Below are 21811 nucleotides of genomic sequence, written 5' to 3'. Positions count from 1 at the left end.
ACGCAATTATAAGTGCCAAGCCTCGGGCCAAAGCCACATTAGCAACAACCCAAAGACGATTGTGATTCCAAAGGAAACTCCTATCCACTTGGCCAACTGTCGCGTCCCGAGAACGGCCGCCATAATTCCCTTAAAAAGTAGATTGGACAGAGAGGCCAAAAGAATAAGCCGCCAGCCTGTGGAAGTGTTTAAACCACCGCCTTTCATAAGTTGTGATAGTGAAAGTGTTATTGCGTCAACATCGGTTAGTCCGCTGATGATGGCGACTATGTAAAGGGCGTCATTTCCAAATTCCTGTTTGGTAAAGGCTACTGCCAATAAAATAGCTCCGTACAAAAGCCCGAAAATCAAAGCACTTTTAAATTGTGCGGGATTTTTGGGCTCGGGCATTTTTTCATCCCCACCATTTTTATTGGTGAAATAGAACAACCCTATACATATCAAGACCATTAGAACAAAAACTGTTATTAGTGGCAACACCAGTTTGGGCAGCTTTTCGGGAATAACCACTCCTACTTCAACCATGACCCGAACCAATGCAACAGCCGAAGCCACTGTAATTACAAATGCTGCCATTTTGCTTATAGATTCAGTATCCTTTGTTTTTCGGGCATAGCTTACGGTGGTGGCTGTACTACTAATGAGACCGCCCAGAATTCCATTGGAAATAATACCGACTTTTTTGCCAACAAATTTATAGATGAAATATCCAACAACACTTATACCGACAATAAGGGTTACCATAAACCAAATATTCTGCGGATTCAATACATCCAGGGGGCCATAAGTTTTATTAGGCAGCAGGGGTAGGATTACAAGAGATATACCTGCAAAAGTCATAATAGCTGCAAGATCCTTTTCCTTGAGGTTTTCAATAAAATTGTGAAGGTGTTCCTTCAAATAAAGTAGAATGGCCAGGGAGCCTCCCACAATAACAGCGACCACGCGATCGCCCATAACCAAGTAAGCTCCGACCGCAAACATAAGCAGGGCGGCAACTTCTGTAGTCTGGCCCACATCAATGTCGTTTAGTTTTTTAAGTTTTATAATATTGGCGGTTACCAATAAGGCGGTTAAACATATTCCCAACAAGGGAAGAATAAATGGGTTGTTGTAGTCCCGAGCCAAAAAAGCTGCAATAACCCCCATAATTGAGATAAGGGTAAAAGTGCGCACACCCGCCATTTCGTGTTTGCTTTTCTGCCGTTGGAGACCCACAAGCATTCCCAAACCAAAGGCGATTGCGAGTGTTATTAAGTCTTCGTAATCCATAGCAAGGCTAAGATAGGAAAATTTTAAATTATCAGTTACGAGTTATTGGGTTATTGGGTTATTGACATTAAAAAACCTGTCAGGTTTTTAAAACTTGACAGGTTGTGATTTGGAATTTGTTATTTGAGATTTTCCCTTTATTCTTTATCCTTTATTTTGATTTTCATTCCGTCAACGTCCTTTAGTTGCGCACGAACTTCTTCTTCGGTGCCGGTGAAAGTTTTGGTTTCTGTAGTTTCAACGCCATCCACGGTTTTTGAGATTGTAACATTTGCAGTTACTTGGTCGTTATTGTCGTTCTTTAACATTTCAACCATTGTTTCAGTTTTATCCTTTAGGTCTTCACCTTCTGAGATAGTACTTCCGGTTTCAATATATTGAACTTGCTTTTCGGTCAAAATGGTTTTATTTCCTTCGGCATCAATAAAGTAAACTTCTTGGGAAGAAGTTTCAGTAGCCATTGTTTCATTAGTGTGGCCTCCAAGAATTGGCGCTATTACAAGTCCAATTAAACACGTAAGTTTAATCAAAATATTCATAGATGGTCCTGAAGTATCCTTGAAAGGATCACCAACGGTATCGCCAGTTACGGCTGCTTTGTGGGCATCACTTCCTTTGTAGGTCATTTCACCGTCAATCAGTACTCCAGCTTCAAAAGATTTTTTAGCGTTATCCCAAGCACCACCAGCGTTGTTTTGGAAAATAGCCCAAAGCACACCACTTACGGTAACACCGGCCATATAACCACCAAGCATTTCGGCGATTGCCATATTGTTCATTCCGAAAAGCATCGGACCGAAAGCAATAAGTAATGGAAAACCAATGGTTAAAACACCAGGCAACAACATTTCTCTTAAAGCTGCTTTGGTAGAAATATCAACACATTTAGCGTATTCTGGTTTGCCGGTTCCTTCCATAATTCCTGGAATTTCACGGAACTGTCTTCTTACTTCATTCACCATTTGCATTGCAGCTTTACCAACCGCATTCATTGCCAAGGCAGAAAACACAACCGGAATCATACCTCCCACAAAAAGCATCGCTAAAACTGGAGCTTTAAAGATGTTAATTCCATCAATTCCTGTAAAAGTTACATAAGCAGCAAAAAGTGCTAAAGAGGTTAACGCAGCAGAAGCAATCGCAAAACCTTTTCCTGTAGCAGCAGTTGTATTACCAACAGCGTCAAGAATATCGGTACGTTCACGAACAATTGGTTCTTGTTCGCTCATTTCGGCAATACCACCTGCGTTATCGCAAATTGGACCGAAAGCGTCAATTGCAAGTTGCATAGCAGTTGTTGCCATCATTGCAGAAGCTGCTAGTGCAACCCCATAAAAGCCAGCAAAAGCATACGATGCCCAAATAGCACCAGCAAAAAGTAATACTGAAGGGAAAGTAGAAATCATTCCCGTAGCCAAACCTGCTATAATGTTTGTTCCAGCACCAGTTGATGATTGTTGTACTATTTTAAGAATTGGTTTTTTACCCAAACCAGTGTAGTATTCGGTTACAGATGAAATTACAGCACCTACAACCAAACCAACCAATGTAGCATAAAACACACGCATTGAAGAAATTTCTTTAATCCCTTCGCCGAAGAAACTCATATTCATAGTTTCTGGAAGCATCCATTTTACAAGAGCAAAACACGAAACAGCCACTAAAACTATAGAAACCCAGTTACCAACATTCAAAGCACCCATAACTTGCGATTCTTTCGCATCGTTACTTTTTATCTTCACTAGCATAGTACCAATAATTGAAATGATGATACCTGTACCAGCAATTGCCATTGGCAATAAAATAGGACCAATACCGCCAAAAGCGTCTGTAATGGCGCCGCCCATATCTTTTATAACATAGTTTCCTAAAACCATTGCTGCTAGCACTGTTGCTACATAACTACCAAATAAATCGGCACCCATACCGGCAACGTCACCTACGTTATCACCAACGTTATCAGCGATTGTAGCTGGGTTACGTGGATCGTCTTCTGGAATTCCAGCTTCAACTTTACCTACTAAATCTGCACCTACATCGGCAGCTTTTGTGTAAATACCACCACCTACTCTTGCGAACAATGCAATAGACTCTGCTCCAAGAGAGAAACCTGCTAATGTTTCAAGAACGATAGTCATATCCATTGTATTTGTCCAAACACCGCCCATAAAGAAGTGAAAGAAAAAGATAAAGAATGCTGTTAGACCTAATACTGCAAGACCTGCAACACCAAGACCCATTACGGTACCACCGCCAAAAGATATTTTAAGCGCGTTTGGTAAACTTGTACGGGCAGCTTGTGTGGTACGAACGTTTGTTTTGGTTGCTATTTTCATTCCCATATTACCTGCAAGGGCTGAGAATATAGCACCGAATATAAATGCAACTACTATTAATATATGTGTTGTTGGAACAACGTATGAAACAACTGCTAAGGCAATACTTACAATAACTACGAAAATAGCAAGTAATCTGTATTCAGCGTTAAGGAAGGCTAAGGCACCTTCATAAATGTGGTCGCTTATTTCTTTCATTTTACCATCGCCCGGGTTTTGTTTCATTACCCAAGAGCGTTTAACGGCCATAAAGATTAAGCCTAATACCGCCATTGCTATAGGCGCATAAATCATCATTGATTCCATAAATTTTTAATTAAGGTTGGTTTTCAAATTTGCGATTGCAAAAATAGGGAAATAGGTTGGGATACGAAACAAGAAAATGACATAGGAGGATAAGACTTAATATATATGACTCAAGAATCAAGAATCAAGAATCAAGAATCAAGAATCAAGAATCAAGAATCAAGAATCAAGACGTGAGACGTGAGACGTGAGAATTGAGAATTGAGAATTGAGAATTGTAATATATCTTATGCCCTTTAATATTTAGTCATTTTTCTTTCAATAAAGTAATTTTCTTAAATACTGAAATGCCCTTGAACTTCTGGCGTGTCTTTATAGCGTTTTACACATAGATTATAAATATCTATTGCTTCACTTGCATCTCCCCAACCGCCTACATCTACTTTTTTCTTTTCAAGATCTTTGTAAACTTGGAAGAAGTGTTCTATTTCGCGCACTAGATGTGGGTTTATATCAGAAAGGTTGTTCAGGCTGCTCCAAATAGGGTCGGAAACTGGGACGCAGATTACCTTTTCATCCGGGCCCTTTTCATCGGCCATGTGGAAAACGCCTATGGGCTTTACTTGCATCACGCACATTGGGAACGTTGGTTCGCCTCCTAAAACCAAAACATCCAATGGGTCGCCGTCCAGTGCGAAGGTTTCTGGAATAAAACCATAATCGGCAGGATACATCATACTGCTGAAAAGCATACGGTCAAAGCGGATTTTCTTTAGTTCAAAATCGTATTCGTATTTGTTGCGGCTTCCTTTTGGGATTTCTATTAGTACGTCGAATGTCTTTTTCATTGTCTTTTCTGTGAATTATTTTGTGGGTGCAAAGGTATTGTTTTTTTTACGTGAGTTTGTGAGTATGTGAATATGTGAGTATGTGAATATGTTAGTGCGTGAATATGTTAGTTTGTGAGTTTGTGGGTTTGTGGGTTTGTGGGTTTTTGTTGCGGAAATCTGTTAGTTGTTGATTAAAATTTATTGCCTTAAGCCTTTTGTGCGCTGACTTCTTTACTTATTTTTTTTTGATTTGTGATTTTCGGTCATTTTGATTGTATATTAGTAATTGGGGATTTGGGATTTGGGATTCGTTAATTTGGGATTTGGGATTCGTTGATTTGGGATTTGTTAATTCGGGATTTGTTAATTCGGGATTTGGGATTTGTTGATTTGGGATTTGTTGATTCGGGGATTTGGGATTTGGGATTCGTTAATTCGGGATTTGGGATTCGTTGATTTGGGATTTGGGATTCGTTGATTCGAGATTTGGGATTTGTTAATTCGGGATTTGTTGATTTGGGATTTGTTGATTCGGGGATTTGGGATTCGTTAATTCGGGATTTGGGATTTGTTAATTCGGGATTTGTTAATTCGGGATTCGTTGATTTGGGATTTGTTTACTCTTTTTTGATATGATTTAGCATTTAGCTTTACGACTATTTAAACCTTCTCCATTTCTTGAGTTTAGCTGGACTTGATCTAGACCTCAGCTGGACTTTGTATTCCTTAAGTATTAAAGAAAGCTTCTTTAAGGTTTAATTATAATGGTCGATTCTTTGATTTGTACTACTACAGTTTTGTTTACTAAAACTGCTTTTATTTGTTTTTGTTTTGGAAAATTTGGTTTGTAATTTCTCTTTAAAATTTAAGTGTTAACACCCTTAGTTCTTTATTTTGGCTGGGTGCATTTAAACGAGTTTTGGAATTGGAATTTGCTTAGTTGTAAAAATTAATTTAGTTTAGATTTTCAAAGTGTTTTATACTGTGGGCTTCTGCCTGCTTGAAACGCTACTTTTATTCTCCCCAGTTGATAGGCATTAGCGCTTTAGGTGTTTTTGCTATCTTTTAAAATTTCTTGTTTAACCAATTATTGGCTTGCGTTGTTTATTTGCAACTCTGGACAATAATTAAAAACGCTAGATATGGCACGACTAAAGAATGATCTTTTGAAACTGACCGGCAGTATGGGTGGGATGAGCTTTAGCCAGGATGAAAAGGGCACTATTGTAAAACTGAAAGCTACGGTAAGTAAGCAGCGAATACTGAAAAATCCAAGAAGTAAAGGTACGCGTGACGGTATGATGGAGATGGGCGGAGCGAGCAAAGCTGCCAAAGTATTGCGATTGGCTTTTTTGCAGCAGAAGGAAGGCATAAGCGACCGTTACTTTTCTGGCAGGCTGAACGGAGCGATGCGCTTGGTAGTTGGCAAAGGCGAAGGTTTACGCGGACAACGGAAACTGGATCTGCGAAAAAACGGAGGAATGCTGGAAGGGTTTGAATTTATAAATGCGCGGCCATTGGTGTATAGCATTGGCGGAATAAAAGAAAAACCCACTTTGAACCCCGAGCGGAACGAGGTGTATTGGACCTCGCCTACCCTAAACCGAAAGGAGCAAATAACGGCGCCCAAGGAAGCCACTCACTTTAAATTTATATTGGGTGCCGCTACCTTGAGTAATTATGAATATAGCCTAGAGCACGAAAAATATTTGCCTTTGGAGCCTAAATTTAAAACGCCAGCTGTCTTTGTGGAAAGTGAGCCGATTGCTTTGAAACAAAAGACTATTGCACCCATTAGCCTAAACTTAAAATTAACCGAGGCTACTGCCATACCTGAGGAAGTGGCGGTAGTGAGTGTAGTTGGGGTTGTGTTTTTTAGGAATGTGAATGGGGAGTTGTTGGAGATTAAGGATACTGGGGGGATGCGGGTTTTGGGGGTATTTTAGAAGAGAGCAGGAGAATCAGGAAGGGACAGGTCGCGACCTGTCCGTGCACGTGATTTGTTTGTGTATAGAATTTGAGATTTATTGAGAGATTAAAATTAAAATAAGATATTGCTGATTTATTTACTGTCTTTTTTAAAACTTTTTTTGTGAGACACCTAAAAAATGTGATTATTAGCAATGAAAAAAATATTTGATGACATTACGGTTTCCCTCAATTTAAATCGAAAAATGATTATTAGCTTTACCAATCATCTGTTATATTATTCATATTAAGAGCCCCGGATATATAATGAACAGCTTATTTAAGACTTTTCAGTAAAAAATTAATAGATTTGACATAACATAAAATTGAACATGTCTTACAATTTCATTGACTTATTTGCAGGAGCAGGGGGACTTTCTGAAGGCTTTATCCAAGCTGGTTTTGAACCGGTTGCACATGTGGAAATAGAAAAATCCGCTTGCAACACTTTAAAAACTAGAACTGCATATCATTATTTAAACCTTTCAAAAAAAAAGGAAATCTATCTTTCATATCTTAAAGATGAAATTTCCCGTGAGAATCTTTATGATCAAACACCAACGAGCCTTTTAGATTCAGTCATCAATCTTCCAATAGGCACTGATCACAACAAAACTATTTTCACACAGATAGATAAACTCTTGGGGAAAAGAAAAGTTGACTTAATAATTGGAGGTCCGCCCTGTCAGGCCTACTCGCTTGTCGGTAGGGCACGGTCTAAAACAGGAATGGCAGGAGATTCCCGAAATTATCTATTTATTCAGTATGCTAACTATTTGGAAAAATATCAACCAAAAATGTTTGTATTTGAAAACGTTCTAGGTCTAAAATCCGCACGGAAAGGTCACTATCTAGCTGAAATGGAAAAACTCTTTAATGAGAAAGGCTATCAAATAAAATTATTCACATTGGAAGCCCGAAACTTTGGAGTTCTTCAAAATAGAAAAAGAGTAATTATAATCGGCTGGCAAAAAGATAAGCAGTTGAACATACCCAATTTAGAAGAAATAGTTATCGAAAATAACTTTGAAGTAGAGGATCTATTGAAAGATTTACCATCTATTAAAGCTGGGGAAGGAAAGGATAAATTTTTAAATTATCACACTTCCACTACGGATTATCTTAAAACTCATTCCTTAAGGAATGGCATTGATATTTTAACACAACACGTTGCAAGACCAAATAATACTCAAGATAAAGAGATCTATGAAATTGCTGTAAAAAAGTGGCAAAAGAATCAAGAACGCCTAAATTATAATGATTTACCCGAGAGGCTAAAGACTCATCATAATCGCACTTCATTTATCGATCGATTCAAAGTTGTGGCTGCTGACTTATCTTATTCACAGACAATTGTTGCACACATTTCAAAAGATGGCCATTATTATATCCATCCAGATATTAAACAAAATCGTTCTATTAGTGTGCGAGAAGCCGCACGATTACAATCCTTTCCAGACGATTATTATTTCGAAGGAGAAAGAGAAGGTGCTAATAGAACTGCGGCATTCAAACAAATTGGAAATGCTGTTCCACCATTGATGGCTAAGGTTATAGCTGAAAATATTAAGGAGATATTATGAGTGATAATTTGACATACAGAATCAGACCAGCAGCAAGATTAATTCACACAATTGGAAGTGATCTAATTGGTGATTCTTATGCTGCACTAGTTGAGTTAGTTAAAAATTCTTATGACGCAGATGCAGCTAATGTTGACATAGTATTTAAATATACTAAGATCGAAAATGAAAATGCTTTGCTTATTTCCATTAAAGATAATGGTCACGGGATGGATTTCGAAACGGTAATAAATAAATGGTTAGTGCCTGCGACTGATGATAAGCTGAAAAGAAAAATAAGTAAAAAGGGTTCAAGAGTCTTACAAGGAAGAAAAGGAATCGGTCGTTTTGCTGCATCAATTTTAGGGCAAGAAATGACACTTTCGACCGTTGATGAAACAGGTGAAAAATCAGAAGCAGTTATTGATTGGAGAATTTTTAAGACAGATGAATTGCTTGAAAACATAGAGTTACTTGTCGAAAAAAAGCAAACCAAAGAATCATCTGGGACAGAATTACTTATAATAGCAAAGGATGAAAAGTATACTGAAACGGTGTTATACGACAATGGAGATGAAGAAATTGTTGAGAAAATTGATGCTAAATTATCCTATTGGAACAAAGATACATTAGAGCAGTTAATAAACGAATTGCGAAAACTCATTTCACCTTTTGAGGAGTCTACAGATGATGAATTTAAAATTAATTTATATTTTGAAAATTCACCATTTAAAGATATTGATGAAAACATAAAAATTGATACTTATCCAATTGTTCAATTCTATGATTATCGTATTTCGGGAATTATATCAGAGAATGGAAAAGCAAATCTTTTATTTGAAAACAATGTTAATCCTGAAGTTGTACAACAAGAAAAAATTTCGACAGATTTTGAGTTAACTGGAAACAGTAAATACTGTGGAGTGCTAAAAATCGATTTTAGAGTTTTTGATAGAGAACCTGAAGCAATAGATAATTTAATAAATAAAGGTTTAATCAACCCTGTTTCAAAAAATCTAATGGGGAAAAGACAAGCTAAAAAATTGCTTGATGAAGTATATGGTGTCAATGTTTATAAAAATTCATTTCGAATTAGACCATATGGAAATGCTGGGATTGACTGGCTGGATTTAGATAAAGATAGAATACAAAACTTTACATTAAAAATCAGTAACAATCAAATTGTTGGTTTTGTAACAATTCAATCCGAAGAGAATTCTGGATTAGAAGAAAAAAGTGCGAGGGATGGTCTTAAAGAAAATGAGCATTATTTTGGCTTAAAAGAACTTGTCCAAAAGGCTCTATTAGAACTTGAAACAAGAAGATTGGCATATAGAATCAAAAGCGAGAAAAGTCGTGGAAAGTCTTCTAAGGTTCAAGATACGATTAACTCATTATTTAGTTTAGCAGAAGTTAAATCAACTATTGGTAAAAAGCTATCGGAACTTCAAATAGACAAAAAAGCTATTGATGAAATTAATATAATTTTAACCAAGGAGGAAGAGAAAAAGGCAGAATTAAAAGAAGAAATCGAAAAAACAATTGCGATTTACCAAGGACAAGCAACTCTAGGTAAGATTGTGAATTTTATTCTACACGAAGGCAGAAAGCCATTACAATTTTTTAATTCTGAAACTAGAGTAATGGAACGATATTTAAAGTTTTATCGAGCAACAAAAGATGAGGGAAACCTCGATGAACTAACTAAAAGCATAAATGGTTTTAAGGTAAATAGTAAATTCATCTCAGAATTATTTAAAAGAATTTCACCATTAGCCAAGCAAAAAAGAGATAAGAAATCTGATTTTAATGTAATTCAAATAATTGAAGACAGTTTTGCCGTTTTCAAATCTCACTTGGAAGACGAAAGAATAAAAGTCACAATTACTGGAAGTAAAGGCATTACAATATTTGGTTGGTCTGAGGATTTGTATATTGCTTTAACCAATTTAATTGAAAACAGCATATATTGGCTTGAATTGTCAAAATCTGGCAAAAGGGAAATAGAAATTACAGTACAAGAAAATGTCAATTCAGTTTTAATCGACTTTAAGGACTCTGGTCCAGGATTATCAAGTTTGGAGATTGAGTCAGGTGCGATATTTGAACCAGGATATTCTAAAAAAATAAACGGAACAGGTTTGGGACTTGCCATAGCTGGCGAGGCAATTGACAGATTAAATGGCGACCTATCTGCTAGAAGTTATTCCGATGGTGCATATTTTCAAATAGAAATAAGTAAAATATGAAAGAGCTAAAATTACTTATTGTAGAAGATGACACCAATGTAATAGAAATTTACACAAGGGATATTGACTCTTACAATAAAGGTAATAAGAAAATAAAAATTATTGAAACCATAATTTCTGACAAAGACCGAGCCTTGGCAATACTTAAAAATTCTGATAATATTTTTGATGGGGCAATTATTGATTTAGATTTAAAACAATCGGGAGGGACTGATAGTTCTGGTAATGAGGTTATTAGAGAAGTTAAAGATAATTTAAGGTTTCCTGTTTTCGTAATATCAGGCACATCACATAATCTTGAGGAATCTCTTAGCGAAGAAACGTCATTTTTTAAGGTAAGAGATAGAGATGCTGATTTTGATTTTATTGAGGAGCTTGTGGCTATCTATAATACTGGAATAACAGAAATTTTAAATCGAAAAGGAATAATTGAAAATTACATAAATGATATATTTTGGAATCATTTATCAAACTCCCTTGACTTATGGACTAATGATTTAAAAAGAAATCCAGAGGAAAAACAGAAGTCTTTACTTAGATATACATTGTTACATTTACAAGAATACTTAGAAATAACTGAAGATTCTGAATTTGAAAATTATCATCCTTCTGAAATATACATTACGCCAGTTATAAAACCTCGAGTTTTTACTGGAGACATAGTCCAAAGCAACGAAGACAGTTCAAATTACATAGTTCTGACACCATCTTGTGATTTAGCACAATCGAAAGCAAAAGATATTTTATTGGTCTCAATTGAACCTATAAACAAAACAATAGCGGGAGAAAAAATTAGCATCATAAAAAAAGGGAAAGTAGAAGTTGAAAAAATAGCAGAAGCAAAACTAGATTTGCAAAAAATTGTTCATAATGCATACTCAAATAAATATCACTTTCTGCCTAAGTACAAAGACATTGAAGGGGGATTAATTAATTTTCAAAAGCTACATTCATTTCGTGCTAAAGATTTTGAAAGTAGTTTTACAAGAGTTGCATCAATTAACGGAGGTTTTACTAAAGACATTGTTTCTCGATTTTCATATTATTATTCAAGACAAGGTTCGCCTGATTTTGAAACAGATGAAATAATTGATTCATTACTGTCGTGATTGATTACACCAACATACAATCCACCTCCGCTGAACCCGAAGCCAGCTCAATGATTGAAACATTTCGAGCTATTGGCTACTCTATTGAAACTGCCATTGCTGACATAGTCGATAATTCAATTACTGCTGGCGCAAAAAACATTTGGGTAGATTATGATTGGAAAGGAGGTAAAACTACTTTGTCTATTCTAGATGATGGGACAGGAATGAATAATGAGCAACTTATTCAAGCTATGCGTCCTGGTAGTAAAAATCCATTGGACACTAGAAATGAGGATGACTTAGGAAGATTCGGATTAGGACTAAAAACAGCATCATTCTCGCAAACTAGAAAATTTACTGTAGTTTCCAAAGCCGTTGACTACAAACCAGTTTTTTGGAGTTGGGATTTGGATTACGTAAACCAAGAGAAGGCCTGGAAGTTGATTCGTTTCGTACCCAATGAAAAGGCTTGGATCGATAAAGTTGATCTAAGCAACGCTGGAACTTGTGTAATTTGGTGGGATCTCGATAGGTTGACACAAGACGTTAGAGAAGAAGATGAAATTGCAAAAAGCAAATTTCTCGGAATTATGGACTCAGTCAAGTCTCATCTATCAATGGTCTTTCACAGATATATGAATGAAGGATTAAAAATTTATTTTCGAGATAGATTAATTACTCCTTGGGATCCATTTATGATCGGAGTTGATGGACTTCAAACAAAACCAGAAACTCGATTGGAAGAAGGTAGAATTAAAATTAAAGGATTTATTCTGCCACACCGCTCCAAACTTTCTCCGGAGCAATATTCATACGGAAAAGGACCTAAAGATAGTTGGACTTCCCATCAAGGATTTTATGTTTATCGTAACCGACGACTATTAGTTGCCGGTGATTGGCTAGGCCTTTTTAAAAGAGAAGTTCATTATGATTTATGCAGAATACAAATTGACCTACCCAATAATTTTGATGATGATTGGCAGATTGATATAAAAAAATCTATCGCTCGTCCTCCCTCTCGTTTCCGAGAACAAATTTTAGCATTAGCTAAAGAAGTACGAAATCAAGCAGTAGAAGTCTATCGTCACAAAGGAAAAGTTTTAAAAAGAAAACTAGCTTCGGATGAATATTTTCCATTTTGGGAGGAACGGACAAGGCACGGAAAAAGATTTTATAAAATTAATCGAAAGCACCCTCTTCTAGATGATTTGCTTTCAAAATCAGGAGAACTAAAAAAGGATATTGAAAAGGTAATTCAGTTCATTGAGGAAACAATCCCTGTTCCCTTAATCACACTTCAAGAAAGTGAGAACGAAAAACCACACGGCCAACCTTTTGAAGGGATTGACCACAATGCTATAAAAGAAACGATGCAAAAGCTTTTTAATGGATTTGTTTTTAGTGGATTGTCAATCGAAAAAGCAAAAGCGCGAATACTGAACACAGAACCTTATAATTTTTATCCAGAGTACATTGAATTTTTAATAAATGAGTAAAAAAGACCCTATAAAAAATATTAGACAACTTTTATCTGATAGTTCCTCATATACTCGAGAGGAAATTGAAGATGCAGTGGATGAAGTTCTGAAAATGAAGTATTTCATAAATGAGAATCGTGAAATGTTAATTAGAAGGATTGAGGAACTTTATACCATTAGACAAGATGAGTTTGGAACGATTCTAAAAGAAGACGAAAATAATCCTTGGTTAAATGAGAAAAGAGCAAATATTGACTTTGAAAATGGTTTCTGGGGGAGATATAGAGAGTATTTGGAAATTGAAAAGAATTTCGCCCCTGATGTTATAAATAAATTAGACAGAATAACAGATAGCATTCTTGACAATTTTTTTGACCCAACACTAAAGGCTACCGTCAATAAGAAGGGCTTGGTAGTTGGTCAAGTACAATCAGGTAAAACCGCAAATTATACTGGTCTTATTTGTAAGGCCGCTGATGCTGGGTTTGGGCTAATTATAGTTTTGGCAGGAATTCATAATAATCTTAGAAGTCAAACGCAAATAAGAATTGATGAAAGTTTTTTAGGATTTGATACTCAACACACCAGAGCTTTTGATCAACGAAGTATTCAAATAGGTGTGGGCGATCCCTATTTTGGCTCTCCAATAGTGGCTCATTCTCTAACGTCAAGCATTGATAAAGGAGATTTCACACAAGGTGCTGCAAATGCTTTAGGTCTAAACTTTAATACATCTGAACCGATCGTTGCAGTTATTAAAAAAAACCCTCACGTCCTTAGAAGAATTCATCAATGGTTAGCAGCACAAGCTAATGAGGATGATGATCTTGGTCGGGTAATTCGAAATAAATCACTATTACTTATAGATGATGAAGCTGATAATGCTTCAATCAACATTTCAAATGACCCTGAACGTCAAAGCACTATAAATAGTTGGATTACCAAAATATTAAATCTCTTCGGAAAGAATGCTTATGTCGGTTATACCGCAACTCCATTCGCCAATATTTTTATTCCTTTGGATGACAAAAATCTATTTCCGAGAAATTTTATTAAGAATATACCAGCGCCTACAAATTACATTGGTCCTGAAAAAGTTTTTGGTTTCAGCCCTCTTAAAGAAGACGAAAAATCCAATACCGTACTTCCTATTGTCAACAGAATTAATGATTATGGAGATTTTGTACCGGATAGACATAAAATGAGTGACCAAAAACCTTCTACTCTTCCTGAATCCTTAAAAACAGCAATTCGCTGTTTTATAATTACATGTGCCATAAGAAGATTGAGAGGACAAACTACAGTTCATAACTCTATGCTTATTCACGTTTCAAGATTCGTTTTTTGGCAGGATCATATTTCCGAATTAGTTGATAATCAATTTCTGTATTACAGAAGAGGGATTGACCAAAATGATTCAGAAATTATAAATGAGTTTAAGAGAACTTTTGAAAAAGATGAAAATGGATACAAATCTTATGTTTCCGTTTCAAAACAGATTTTGGAATCGGAACTTAAAAGTCTAGATTCTCAAATACAAGTCCATCAATGGTCTGAAGTATTAAAGCATTTGAACGATGCAGCTGCACCAATTGTAGTGAAATCAATTCACGGTGGATCAGGGGAAGCATTAGACTATTTTGATCGAAAAAACGGGCTTTCCGTAATTGCTGTCGGTGGAAATAAATTATCCAGAGGGTTAACCTTAGAAGGTCTTTCCGTAAGTTATTATTTACGAGCATCAAGAATGTATGATACTCTGATGCAAATGGGTCGTTGGTTTGGTTATCGAGGTGGTTATGTTGATTTATGTCGTCTTTTCACAAGTAGAGAACTGAATGAATGGTTCTGCCATATTACACATGCATCTGAAGAAGTAAGAGAAGAATTTGATTATATGACGGATGTTGCTGGTTCGACTCCAGAGCAATATGCTTTAAAAGTTAGAACACATCCTGGAGTTCTTCAAATTTCTGCAACAAATAAAATGCGTTCGGCAATTACTGTTCAGATTTCTTGGGCAGGAAGATTAGTTGAATCTTACGAGTTTAAAAAAGACATTTCGATTATAGATAATAACCTTAGTAACATTAAAAAATTCATATCAGTTTTACCTGATAATTTCGTTTCTAAGCCAAGTGCTTTTGTTTGGTATGACATCCCAGCGGAACAGGTCATTAATTTTTTTGAAGGAATTCAATCTGTAGAGAACCTTAAAAAAGCAGAACCCAGAAAGTTAATTCAATTCATTAATGCTCAATTGAAAAATGGAGAATTAACTGATTGGAGAATTGCTTTAATGTCAAAACCAAATGCTAAAAATCATTCACAGTTTGACATTAATCGTAATAATGTTCAAATTGGTCAATGGAAAAGAACTGAGGATGATAAGAATTCAAGTGAACAACTTTACTATTTAAGAAAATCACATATTATAAGTCCTTCGGACGAATTTATCGATTTTACTGAAGCTGAAAAGTCAAGAGCAATGGAATTGACGAATCTTCACAGAAAAAAAGAAGGCGAACCTATGTATCCTAACGGACAAATAGTAAGAAATGAATTAAGAGACCCAAGAAAACCATTATTGATATTCTATTTGCTTGACCCCGAAGAGAGTCTTGAAAAATATCCTCTTCCCACGGGAACTAATCCATTTGTTGGATATGCAATAAGCTTCCCGAAAAGTAATTACAACGCACCAGTATCTTATGCAGTAAATGAAGAGTTGCTCGATAGGTTTGATGTTGTTGAAGAAGATTTTGAAGATTATGGAGATGACGAAGATTGAAAATATTTGGATAGGTTTAGAAAGTGATAATTCCAATCACTCTGGTTTGCTTTATAAGCGGTATTCTGCAGAAGTAATGCCTGATATTTTTGTTGGTTTAAAAGCTCCAGAAAAATTAAGATGTATTGCATTTAGAATAAGTCATGCATTCTCTTTTGACGAAAACCAATGGAATAAACTCAAAGACATCAAGATTGAAACACTTCCTGACGAAAGAGATAGATCAAAAAAATTTCTACTCATTTTGTTGCTTAATAAGCAACACAAAGATATTTTCTCAACTTTATGTGAAGACTTGATATTCGGAGTATCAGATGTAACTACCGAACAAACCTTGGTTGAAAAATTACTTGAACGATTGGCAAAATGGCAATCCTTGTTTGAAAAAGTCGGAAAGCAAGGGTTATCAGACGAAGCCCAAAGAGGGCTTTATGGAGAAGGCTATTTTCTGCGTGAGTTCTTGAATAATTCAACAGATAAAAACTATTGTTTAAAGTCTTGGCTTGGTCCAGAAAAGTCAATTCAAGACTTCCAATATACAAATTGGGCGGTTGAAGTAAAAACCACCCACGGAAATAACCACCAAAAAATCCATATTACCAGCGAAAGACAACTAGATGATTCTATAATTGATAGTATTTTTCTATATCATCTATCTCTAGATGTTCGGGAAGGGAATGGAGAGTCCTTAAACCACATTATTAAACAAGTCAAGGAGTTATTGAATGACCACACATTAGCCTTGAATTTATTTAAGCTTAAACTTCTTGAATCAGGATATTATGATACTCATTACTCTTTATATGAAGAACGAGGTTACACTATTAGGCAAGAAAACATCTATCGTGTTTCTGGAAATTTCCCAAGAATAACCGAAAGTCAGATTCCTACAGGGGTTGGAGATGTAAGATACTCAATTGTTTTATCTGAATCTGAAGAATGGAGAATAGACAAGTACACACTTTTCAATGAAATAAATTAGGATTTATAATGGAAAACAGAGAACTGCAAAAATTTTATACAAACATTCAAGAAGAAGTAAAAGCAAGTTTAATTTCTGAAGAGGAAGGTACTAACCCTGAACAAATTTTCACTGAACTGGTATTGTCATTTCTGTCAGATGCCGGTGAAACGGAGAACTTTCGTGTTTGTTTCGATGAAAAATTGAGTAATCGTGGAGTAGAACATAAAATAAATGGATACTCTTTATATGAAAATTACGAGACGTTGGATTTATTTGTTACATGGTATCATTCTGAGTCCAAGATTCAATCAACAAAAAAGACGGATTTAGATTGGGCTATCTCCAAAGTCGAAAATTTCTTTCGGAATTCCATATATAAAGACTACATAAATTCGATTGAGGAGAGTTCTGAAATTTTCGATTTAGCCCAAACTCTAGCAAACGTTCCTGAAGTAAAAGAATTTTTAACTCGCGTAAATATCTTTTTAATCACAAACGGAGAAGTAAAAGCAGATTTAAAAACGTCAGATACTGTCGCGGGATATCAAATTTTCTATAGAATAATAGATATTAATTATTTGTACAACCTCTCTGACAAATCCAGAATCCCTATTGAAATCAATTTTGAGCAATTAGGATATAAAATTCCGTGTATTGCCAACGAAACGGAAAATAAAGATTATCAATCTTGGTTAGCTATCATTCCTGGACCTGCTTTAGTAGATATTTATGAACAATATGGAGCACGACTTTTAGAGCAAAATGTTCGTTCCTTTCTTCAATTTACCGGAAAGATAAACAAAGGTATTAGGAATACAATTCTTAAAGACCAGCATATGTTTATGGCTTTTAACAATGGTATCGCTGCAACAGCCGAAGAAGTGATTGTTACAAATTTGGACAACAACCAAGGAAAAGCAATTGCACAAGTCAAAGATTTTCAAATAGTAAATGGAGGGCAGACAACCGCTTCCATATATCACACTTGGAAAAAGGACAAAGTAGATATCTCGAAAGTTTTTGTTCCCGTAAAACTTACGATTGTTAAAGACAGAGAAAACTTCTCTGAGATAGTGGGACGAATCGCGGAGTATGCTAATACTCAAAACAGAGTGTCAGCTTCTGATTTAAGCTCGAATCGTGAAAATCACGTTTTAATTGAGAAACTTTCAAGAACTATATGGGCTCCCCCAATAGAAGGACAATCTTTCCAAACACGCTGGTTTTTCGAACGCTCAAGAGGTCAATATAGAAATGAAAGGGGACGCCATGGATTAACTACCTCCAAGAAAAAACAATTTGACAAACAGAATCCGCGAAGTCAAGTGTTTACCAAGGAGTCATTGGCAAAGTATATTAATACTTATGAAGAAGTCTATAATTCAAAAAAACTTGTGGTTGGGCCACATATTGTAGTAAGAGGAAGTCAGAAAAACTATGCCCAATTTCTAAATTATAACTTCAGTCAAAAACCAGACAATATTTGGTTTGAAGATGCTATATCAAAAGCAATTCTATTCTCTCAAGCTGAAAAAGTTTATGGAGTGAAACCAAATGCAATTGGTGATATGCGGTATATAACAGTTCCATATTCATTATCTTGGCTCAACTACAAGCTAGATTATAAACTCGATTTATACAAAATATGGAAAGAACAGAGTTTAGATGAAGTTCTTAAATCTAAACTTGAAGAGATTATGATCAAAGTTGAACAGTTTATTAAATCAAATGCCCCAGGTTCTCTATATGGAGAATGGGCAAAAAAAGAAGAATGTTGGTCCAAGATTAAAGATAACTCACTAAATATTGACCTATCCAGTTTAAAATCCCTACTTATCAATCCCGTTCATTTAAATAAAAGAAAACAGCTTACCGAAAGAGATGTGGATGATAGGATTATTGCGAGTGAAGAAGCATTAATTCAATCTATTCCGATAGAAAAATGGAGTGAGATTAGTAAGATAGGTTCTGATATAGAAGAAATGACACAGCATCAAAAGGATAGAGCAATTAATATTTTATCCACTCTTAAATTAAAAAAGATCCTATCTGATAATCAACGAAAAGACGCGATGAAGATATTGGATATAATTTTAAAGGATTCTCCTCATTTTTTTGATGAAATTTCTTTGGACAAAGGGATATTGAAGTCCAAAGAAAACTCAATAGAGATTGTTAATATTAATCTACTCATAAAAATGGTTCTTTGGGACACCAAAGCAAAGGTTCTTTCCCCTAGAGAATTGGAATACGTGTCTAATTTCGCATATGGTTTCACAAAGCTCAACGATTTTCACATTCAAAATATTCAACGTCATTTATCAAAGTTGCAGGATGCGGGATTCGTTCTTTAATTTTGATGTTTTATTTTAAAATGAATAGTGATATAAAATACAATTACTCCTGGGATTATATTTTAAATTAAGATACTCGTGAATGCTTCGCATTTCTGAAAACAATTTACAACTGAACCAAACAGATAAGTTGTTCCCCTTTGGCACAAACCTCCTGGCCCTGCCCCAAAGCACAATCAACACCACCTTCCGTCTCCCTCCGAAAAGGTCGGGAGCCACTTCTTTGCTAAAAGATATGAAGCGCAAAGCACCATCCCCTGTAATTTATATTCCGTTTTATATTATGAATTTTACTAATGGCATTTTGGTGCTATGTACTAGAAAATAGTAACGAAGCTTATGTGATGTTTGTTTAGGGTTTGAATTGTGACAGGTGAGCTACGCACCAAAGAGGTTTTCAACTGCGCTCAACCTGACAACCATAGAAGGATTCGGAAATTGTAATCATTAGTTAACCACTTCCATAAGATTACTAAAGCGTATTTTATATTGAGCTTTTCCGCTAAATTAAAACATTCAAACTGACTTGGGATGCAAGTTTGGCATACTCACATATTCAATTATTCACCTACTCACCTATCCCCCTCATTTCCAATCCATTTTCTGCAATCGCACAGCATTCAAAATTGCCAATAAAGCAACACCCACATCAGCAAATACCGCTTCCCACATAGTGGCCAATCCGCCAGCGCCCAGGATTAAAACCACTGCTTTTACCCCGAAGGCCAAGCCAATATTTTGCCAAACGATGCGACGTGTGGAACGGCCTATTTTTATTGCTTTTGCAATCTTGCTGGGTTGGTCTGTTTGGATGATAACGTCTGCCGTTTCAATGGCTACATCGCTACCTAAACCGCCCATTGCAATACCAATATCGCTCGCTGCCAAGACTGGGGCATCGTTTATTCCGTCGCCAATAAATGCCACTTTATTGTTATTTTCGGACATCAGTTTTTCAACTTCGGCCAATTTATCTTCCGGAAGCAGACCTCCTTTGGCCCAATCCACACCTAATTCTGTTGCAACTTGTTGGGTTATGGAATCTTTGTCGCCAGAAAGCATTATTATTTTTGTAATGCCTGCATCGCGAATTTGTTTAATGGCTTCGTGGGCATCGTCCTTTAATTCATCTGCAATGATTACGTAGCCAGCGAATTTATTTTCAATGGCAATCATAACGATGGATTCCACAATAGTGTCCGTTTCTAATGGAACTTCTATGTTATTTGAAGCGAGCAACGCTTTGTTTCCAACCAAAACGGTTTTACCATTTACGGTTCCTTTTAATCCTTTGCCGGCAATTTCAGAAACATTGGATGCCTTAAAATTATCACCATCGGCTTTATATTCCATAATGGCCTTGGCGATGGGATGTGTGCTTTGCGCTTCCATTGCCATTAGGTATTTCATCATTTCGGCTTCGCTCAATACAGGCATTTCGGCTTCGCTCAATACAGGCATTTCGGCTTCGCTGGATACAGGCATTTCGGCTTTCTCCGTGCCAATGGATTTTATTTCCTTTATTTTGAAAACACCTTTGGTCACGGTGCCGGTTTTATCCATTACTACGGTAGTCACTTTGGTCATTTCATCTAAAAATGAGGCGCCCTTAAATAGAATACCATTTTTTGAAGCCGCGCCCAAGCCACCAAAATATCCCAAGGGGATTGAGATTACTAAAGCACAGGGGCAGGAAATAACCAAGAAAATAAGGGCTCTGTACAACCAATCCTGAAATACATAATCTGCTACAAAGAAGTAAGGTAAAAAGGTAAGTCCAATTGCGAGAAATACCACGATGGGGGTGTAAACCCTTGCAAATTTCCGAATGAATAATTCAGTCTTGGATTTCCGTGCCGTGGCGTTTTGAACCATTTCAAGAATACGGGCGATGGAACTATCCTTGAATTCTTTGGTGGTTTCAATTTCGATTACGCCATCCAAATTGATACTACCTGCGAATACTTTTTCGCCTTTTGCAATGGTGCTGGGTTTGCTTTCGCCTGTTAAGGCTGCTGTATTGAAGGAGCCTTTTTCAGAAAGCAGGATGCCGTCCAAAGGTATTTTTTCGCCCACACGTACTTGCACTTTTTCGCCAATGGCAACCGTTTCTGGATTTACTGAAATATAGTCGTTGTTTCGATATACTAAGGCTTCGTTCGGCCTTACATCGAGCAAAGCTTTTATATTGCTTTTGGCGCGATTTACCGCTGCATTTTGGAATAATTCGCCTACGGCATAGAATAGCATTACTGCAACACCTTCGGGATATTCGCCTATAGCAAACGCACCGATTGTGGCGATGGACATCAATAGAAATTCCGTAAAGAAATCGCCTTTTTTGATGCTTTTCCATCCTTCCTTAATCACGGGAAAACCTACGGGAAGATATGCTACCGAATACCAAAGGATACGAACCCAGTCTTTGAAAAATGCGACACCAAAGTAATCCATCGCTATACCAACTATCAGTAATATAAAACTGAAGATGGCAGGGAGGTATGCTTTAAAATTAGCCTTTTCATTGCCGTGTGAATGGCCATCACCTTGTGAATGTTGTTCTGAATGGTTGTTAATATCCCGAAGGTTCATTTTTTTCTTTATCATTTGTGCGGGATTTTTAGTTGGTTGGATGGTTGGATGGTTGGATGGTTGGATTTTTGGATGGTT

12 protein-coding genes are annotated in these 21811 nt (G+C 36.2%); 8 read left to right on the top strand and 4 right to left on the bottom strand.

What is annotated here, in order from left to right; genetic code table 11:
- Window positions 1-6 precede the first annotated feature (6 nt).
- The 3 genes from ESV24_RS01430 to ESV24_RS01420 all read right to left on the bottom strand — a co-directional run bounded on the left by ESV24_RS01430 (window position 7) and on the right by ESV24_RS01420 (window position 4702).
- Window positions 7-1272 carry an MgtC/SapB family protein gene (locus ESV24_RS01430; RefSeq protein WP_111813713.1) on the bottom strand — a complete coding sequence of 422 codons (1266 nt, stop codon included), beginning with the start codon at window positions 1270-1272 and terminating at the stop codon, window positions 7-9.
- Window positions 1273-1409: 137 nt separating this feature from the next.
- On the bottom strand, window positions 1410-3914 hold the full coding sequence (locus ESV24_RS01425) for a sodium-translocating pyrophosphatase (protein ID WP_111813711.1): 2505 nt from the start codon (window positions 3912-3914) through the stop codon (window positions 1410-1412).
- 275 nt (window positions 3915-4189) lie between these two features.
- Window positions 4190-4702: an inorganic diphosphatase gene (locus ESV24_RS01420; RefSeq protein WP_111813709.1), complete on the bottom strand. Its 513-nt coding sequence runs from the start codon at window positions 4700-4702 to the stop codon at window positions 4190-4192.
- A 1124-nt stretch (window positions 4703-5826) separates the two neighbouring features.
- Here ESV24_RS01420 and ESV24_RS01415 point away from each other — a divergent pair.
- The 8 genes from ESV24_RS01415 (at window position 5827) to ESV24_RS01380 (ending at window position 19141) form a co-directional block, all read left to right on the top strand.
- A complete protein-coding gene (locus tag ESV24_RS01415) occupies window positions 5827-6630 on the top strand; it encodes a hypothetical protein (protein ID WP_111813707.1) in 804 nt (267 codons plus the stop codon).
- Between the two features lie 354 nt (window positions 6631-6984).
- Window positions 6985-8235, top strand: coding sequence for a DNA cytosine methyltransferase (locus ESV24_RS01410; protein WP_111813705.1), 1251 nt, complete (start codon window positions 6985-6987; stop codon window positions 8233-8235).
- Complete coding sequence (locus ESV24_RS01405; RefSeq protein ID WP_111813703.1) at window positions 8232-10463, top strand: sensor histidine kinase; 2232 nt, start codon at window positions 8232-8234, stop codon at window positions 10461-10463. The genes ESV24_RS01410 and ESV24_RS01405 overlap by 4 nt, the downstream gene beginning before the upstream one ends.
- Entirely contained in the window at window positions 10460-11572 is a 1113-nt protein-coding gene (locus ESV24_RS01400) for a hypothetical protein (RefSeq protein ID WP_111813701.1), read from the top strand. The genes ESV24_RS01405 and ESV24_RS01400 overlap by 4 nt, the downstream gene beginning before the upstream one ends.
- 50 nt (window positions 11573-11622) lie before the next feature.
- A complete protein-coding gene (locus ESV24_RS01395; RefSeq protein WP_200829503.1) occupies window positions 11623-13050 on the top strand; it encodes an ATP-binding protein in 1428 nt (475 codons plus the stop codon).
- Window positions 13043-15823, top strand: coding sequence for a Z1 domain-containing protein (locus tag ESV24_RS01390; protein ID WP_111813697.1), 2781 nt, complete (start codon window positions 13043-13045; stop codon window positions 15821-15823). The genes ESV24_RS01395 and ESV24_RS01390 overlap by 8 nt, the downstream gene beginning before the upstream one ends.
- Window positions 15810-16805, top strand: a complete 996-nt coding sequence (locus ESV24_RS01385; protein WP_160110576.1) for a PD-(D/E)XK motif protein — start codon at window positions 15810-15812, stop codon at window positions 16803-16805. Before ESV24_RS01390 ends, ESV24_RS01385 begins: the two co-directional genes overlap by 14 nt.
- Window positions 16806-16813: 8 nt before the next feature.
- Window positions 16814-19141, top strand: a complete 2328-nt coding sequence (locus tag ESV24_RS01380) for an AIPR family protein (RefSeq protein WP_111813693.1) — start codon at window positions 16814-16816, stop codon at window positions 19139-19141.
- A gap of 585 nt (window positions 19142-19726) precedes the next feature.
- Here ESV24_RS01380 and ESV24_RS01375 read toward each other — a convergent pair.
- On the bottom strand, window positions 19727-21748 hold the full coding sequence (locus tag ESV24_RS01375; RefSeq protein WP_111813688.1) for a heavy metal translocating P-type ATPase: 2022 nt from the start codon (window positions 21746-21748) through the stop codon (window positions 19727-19729).
- Window positions 21749-21811 lie beyond the last annotated feature (63 nt).

It is taken from the genome of Aequorivita lipolytica (assembly GCF_007997135.1).
Classification (GTDB): domain Bacteria; phylum Bacteroidota; class Bacteroidia; order Flavobacteriales; family Flavobacteriaceae; genus Aequorivita; species Aequorivita lipolytica.
The sequence above is the reverse complement of the archived record's forward strand: the minus strand, read 5'-3'. Positions and strand labels throughout refer to the sequence as shown.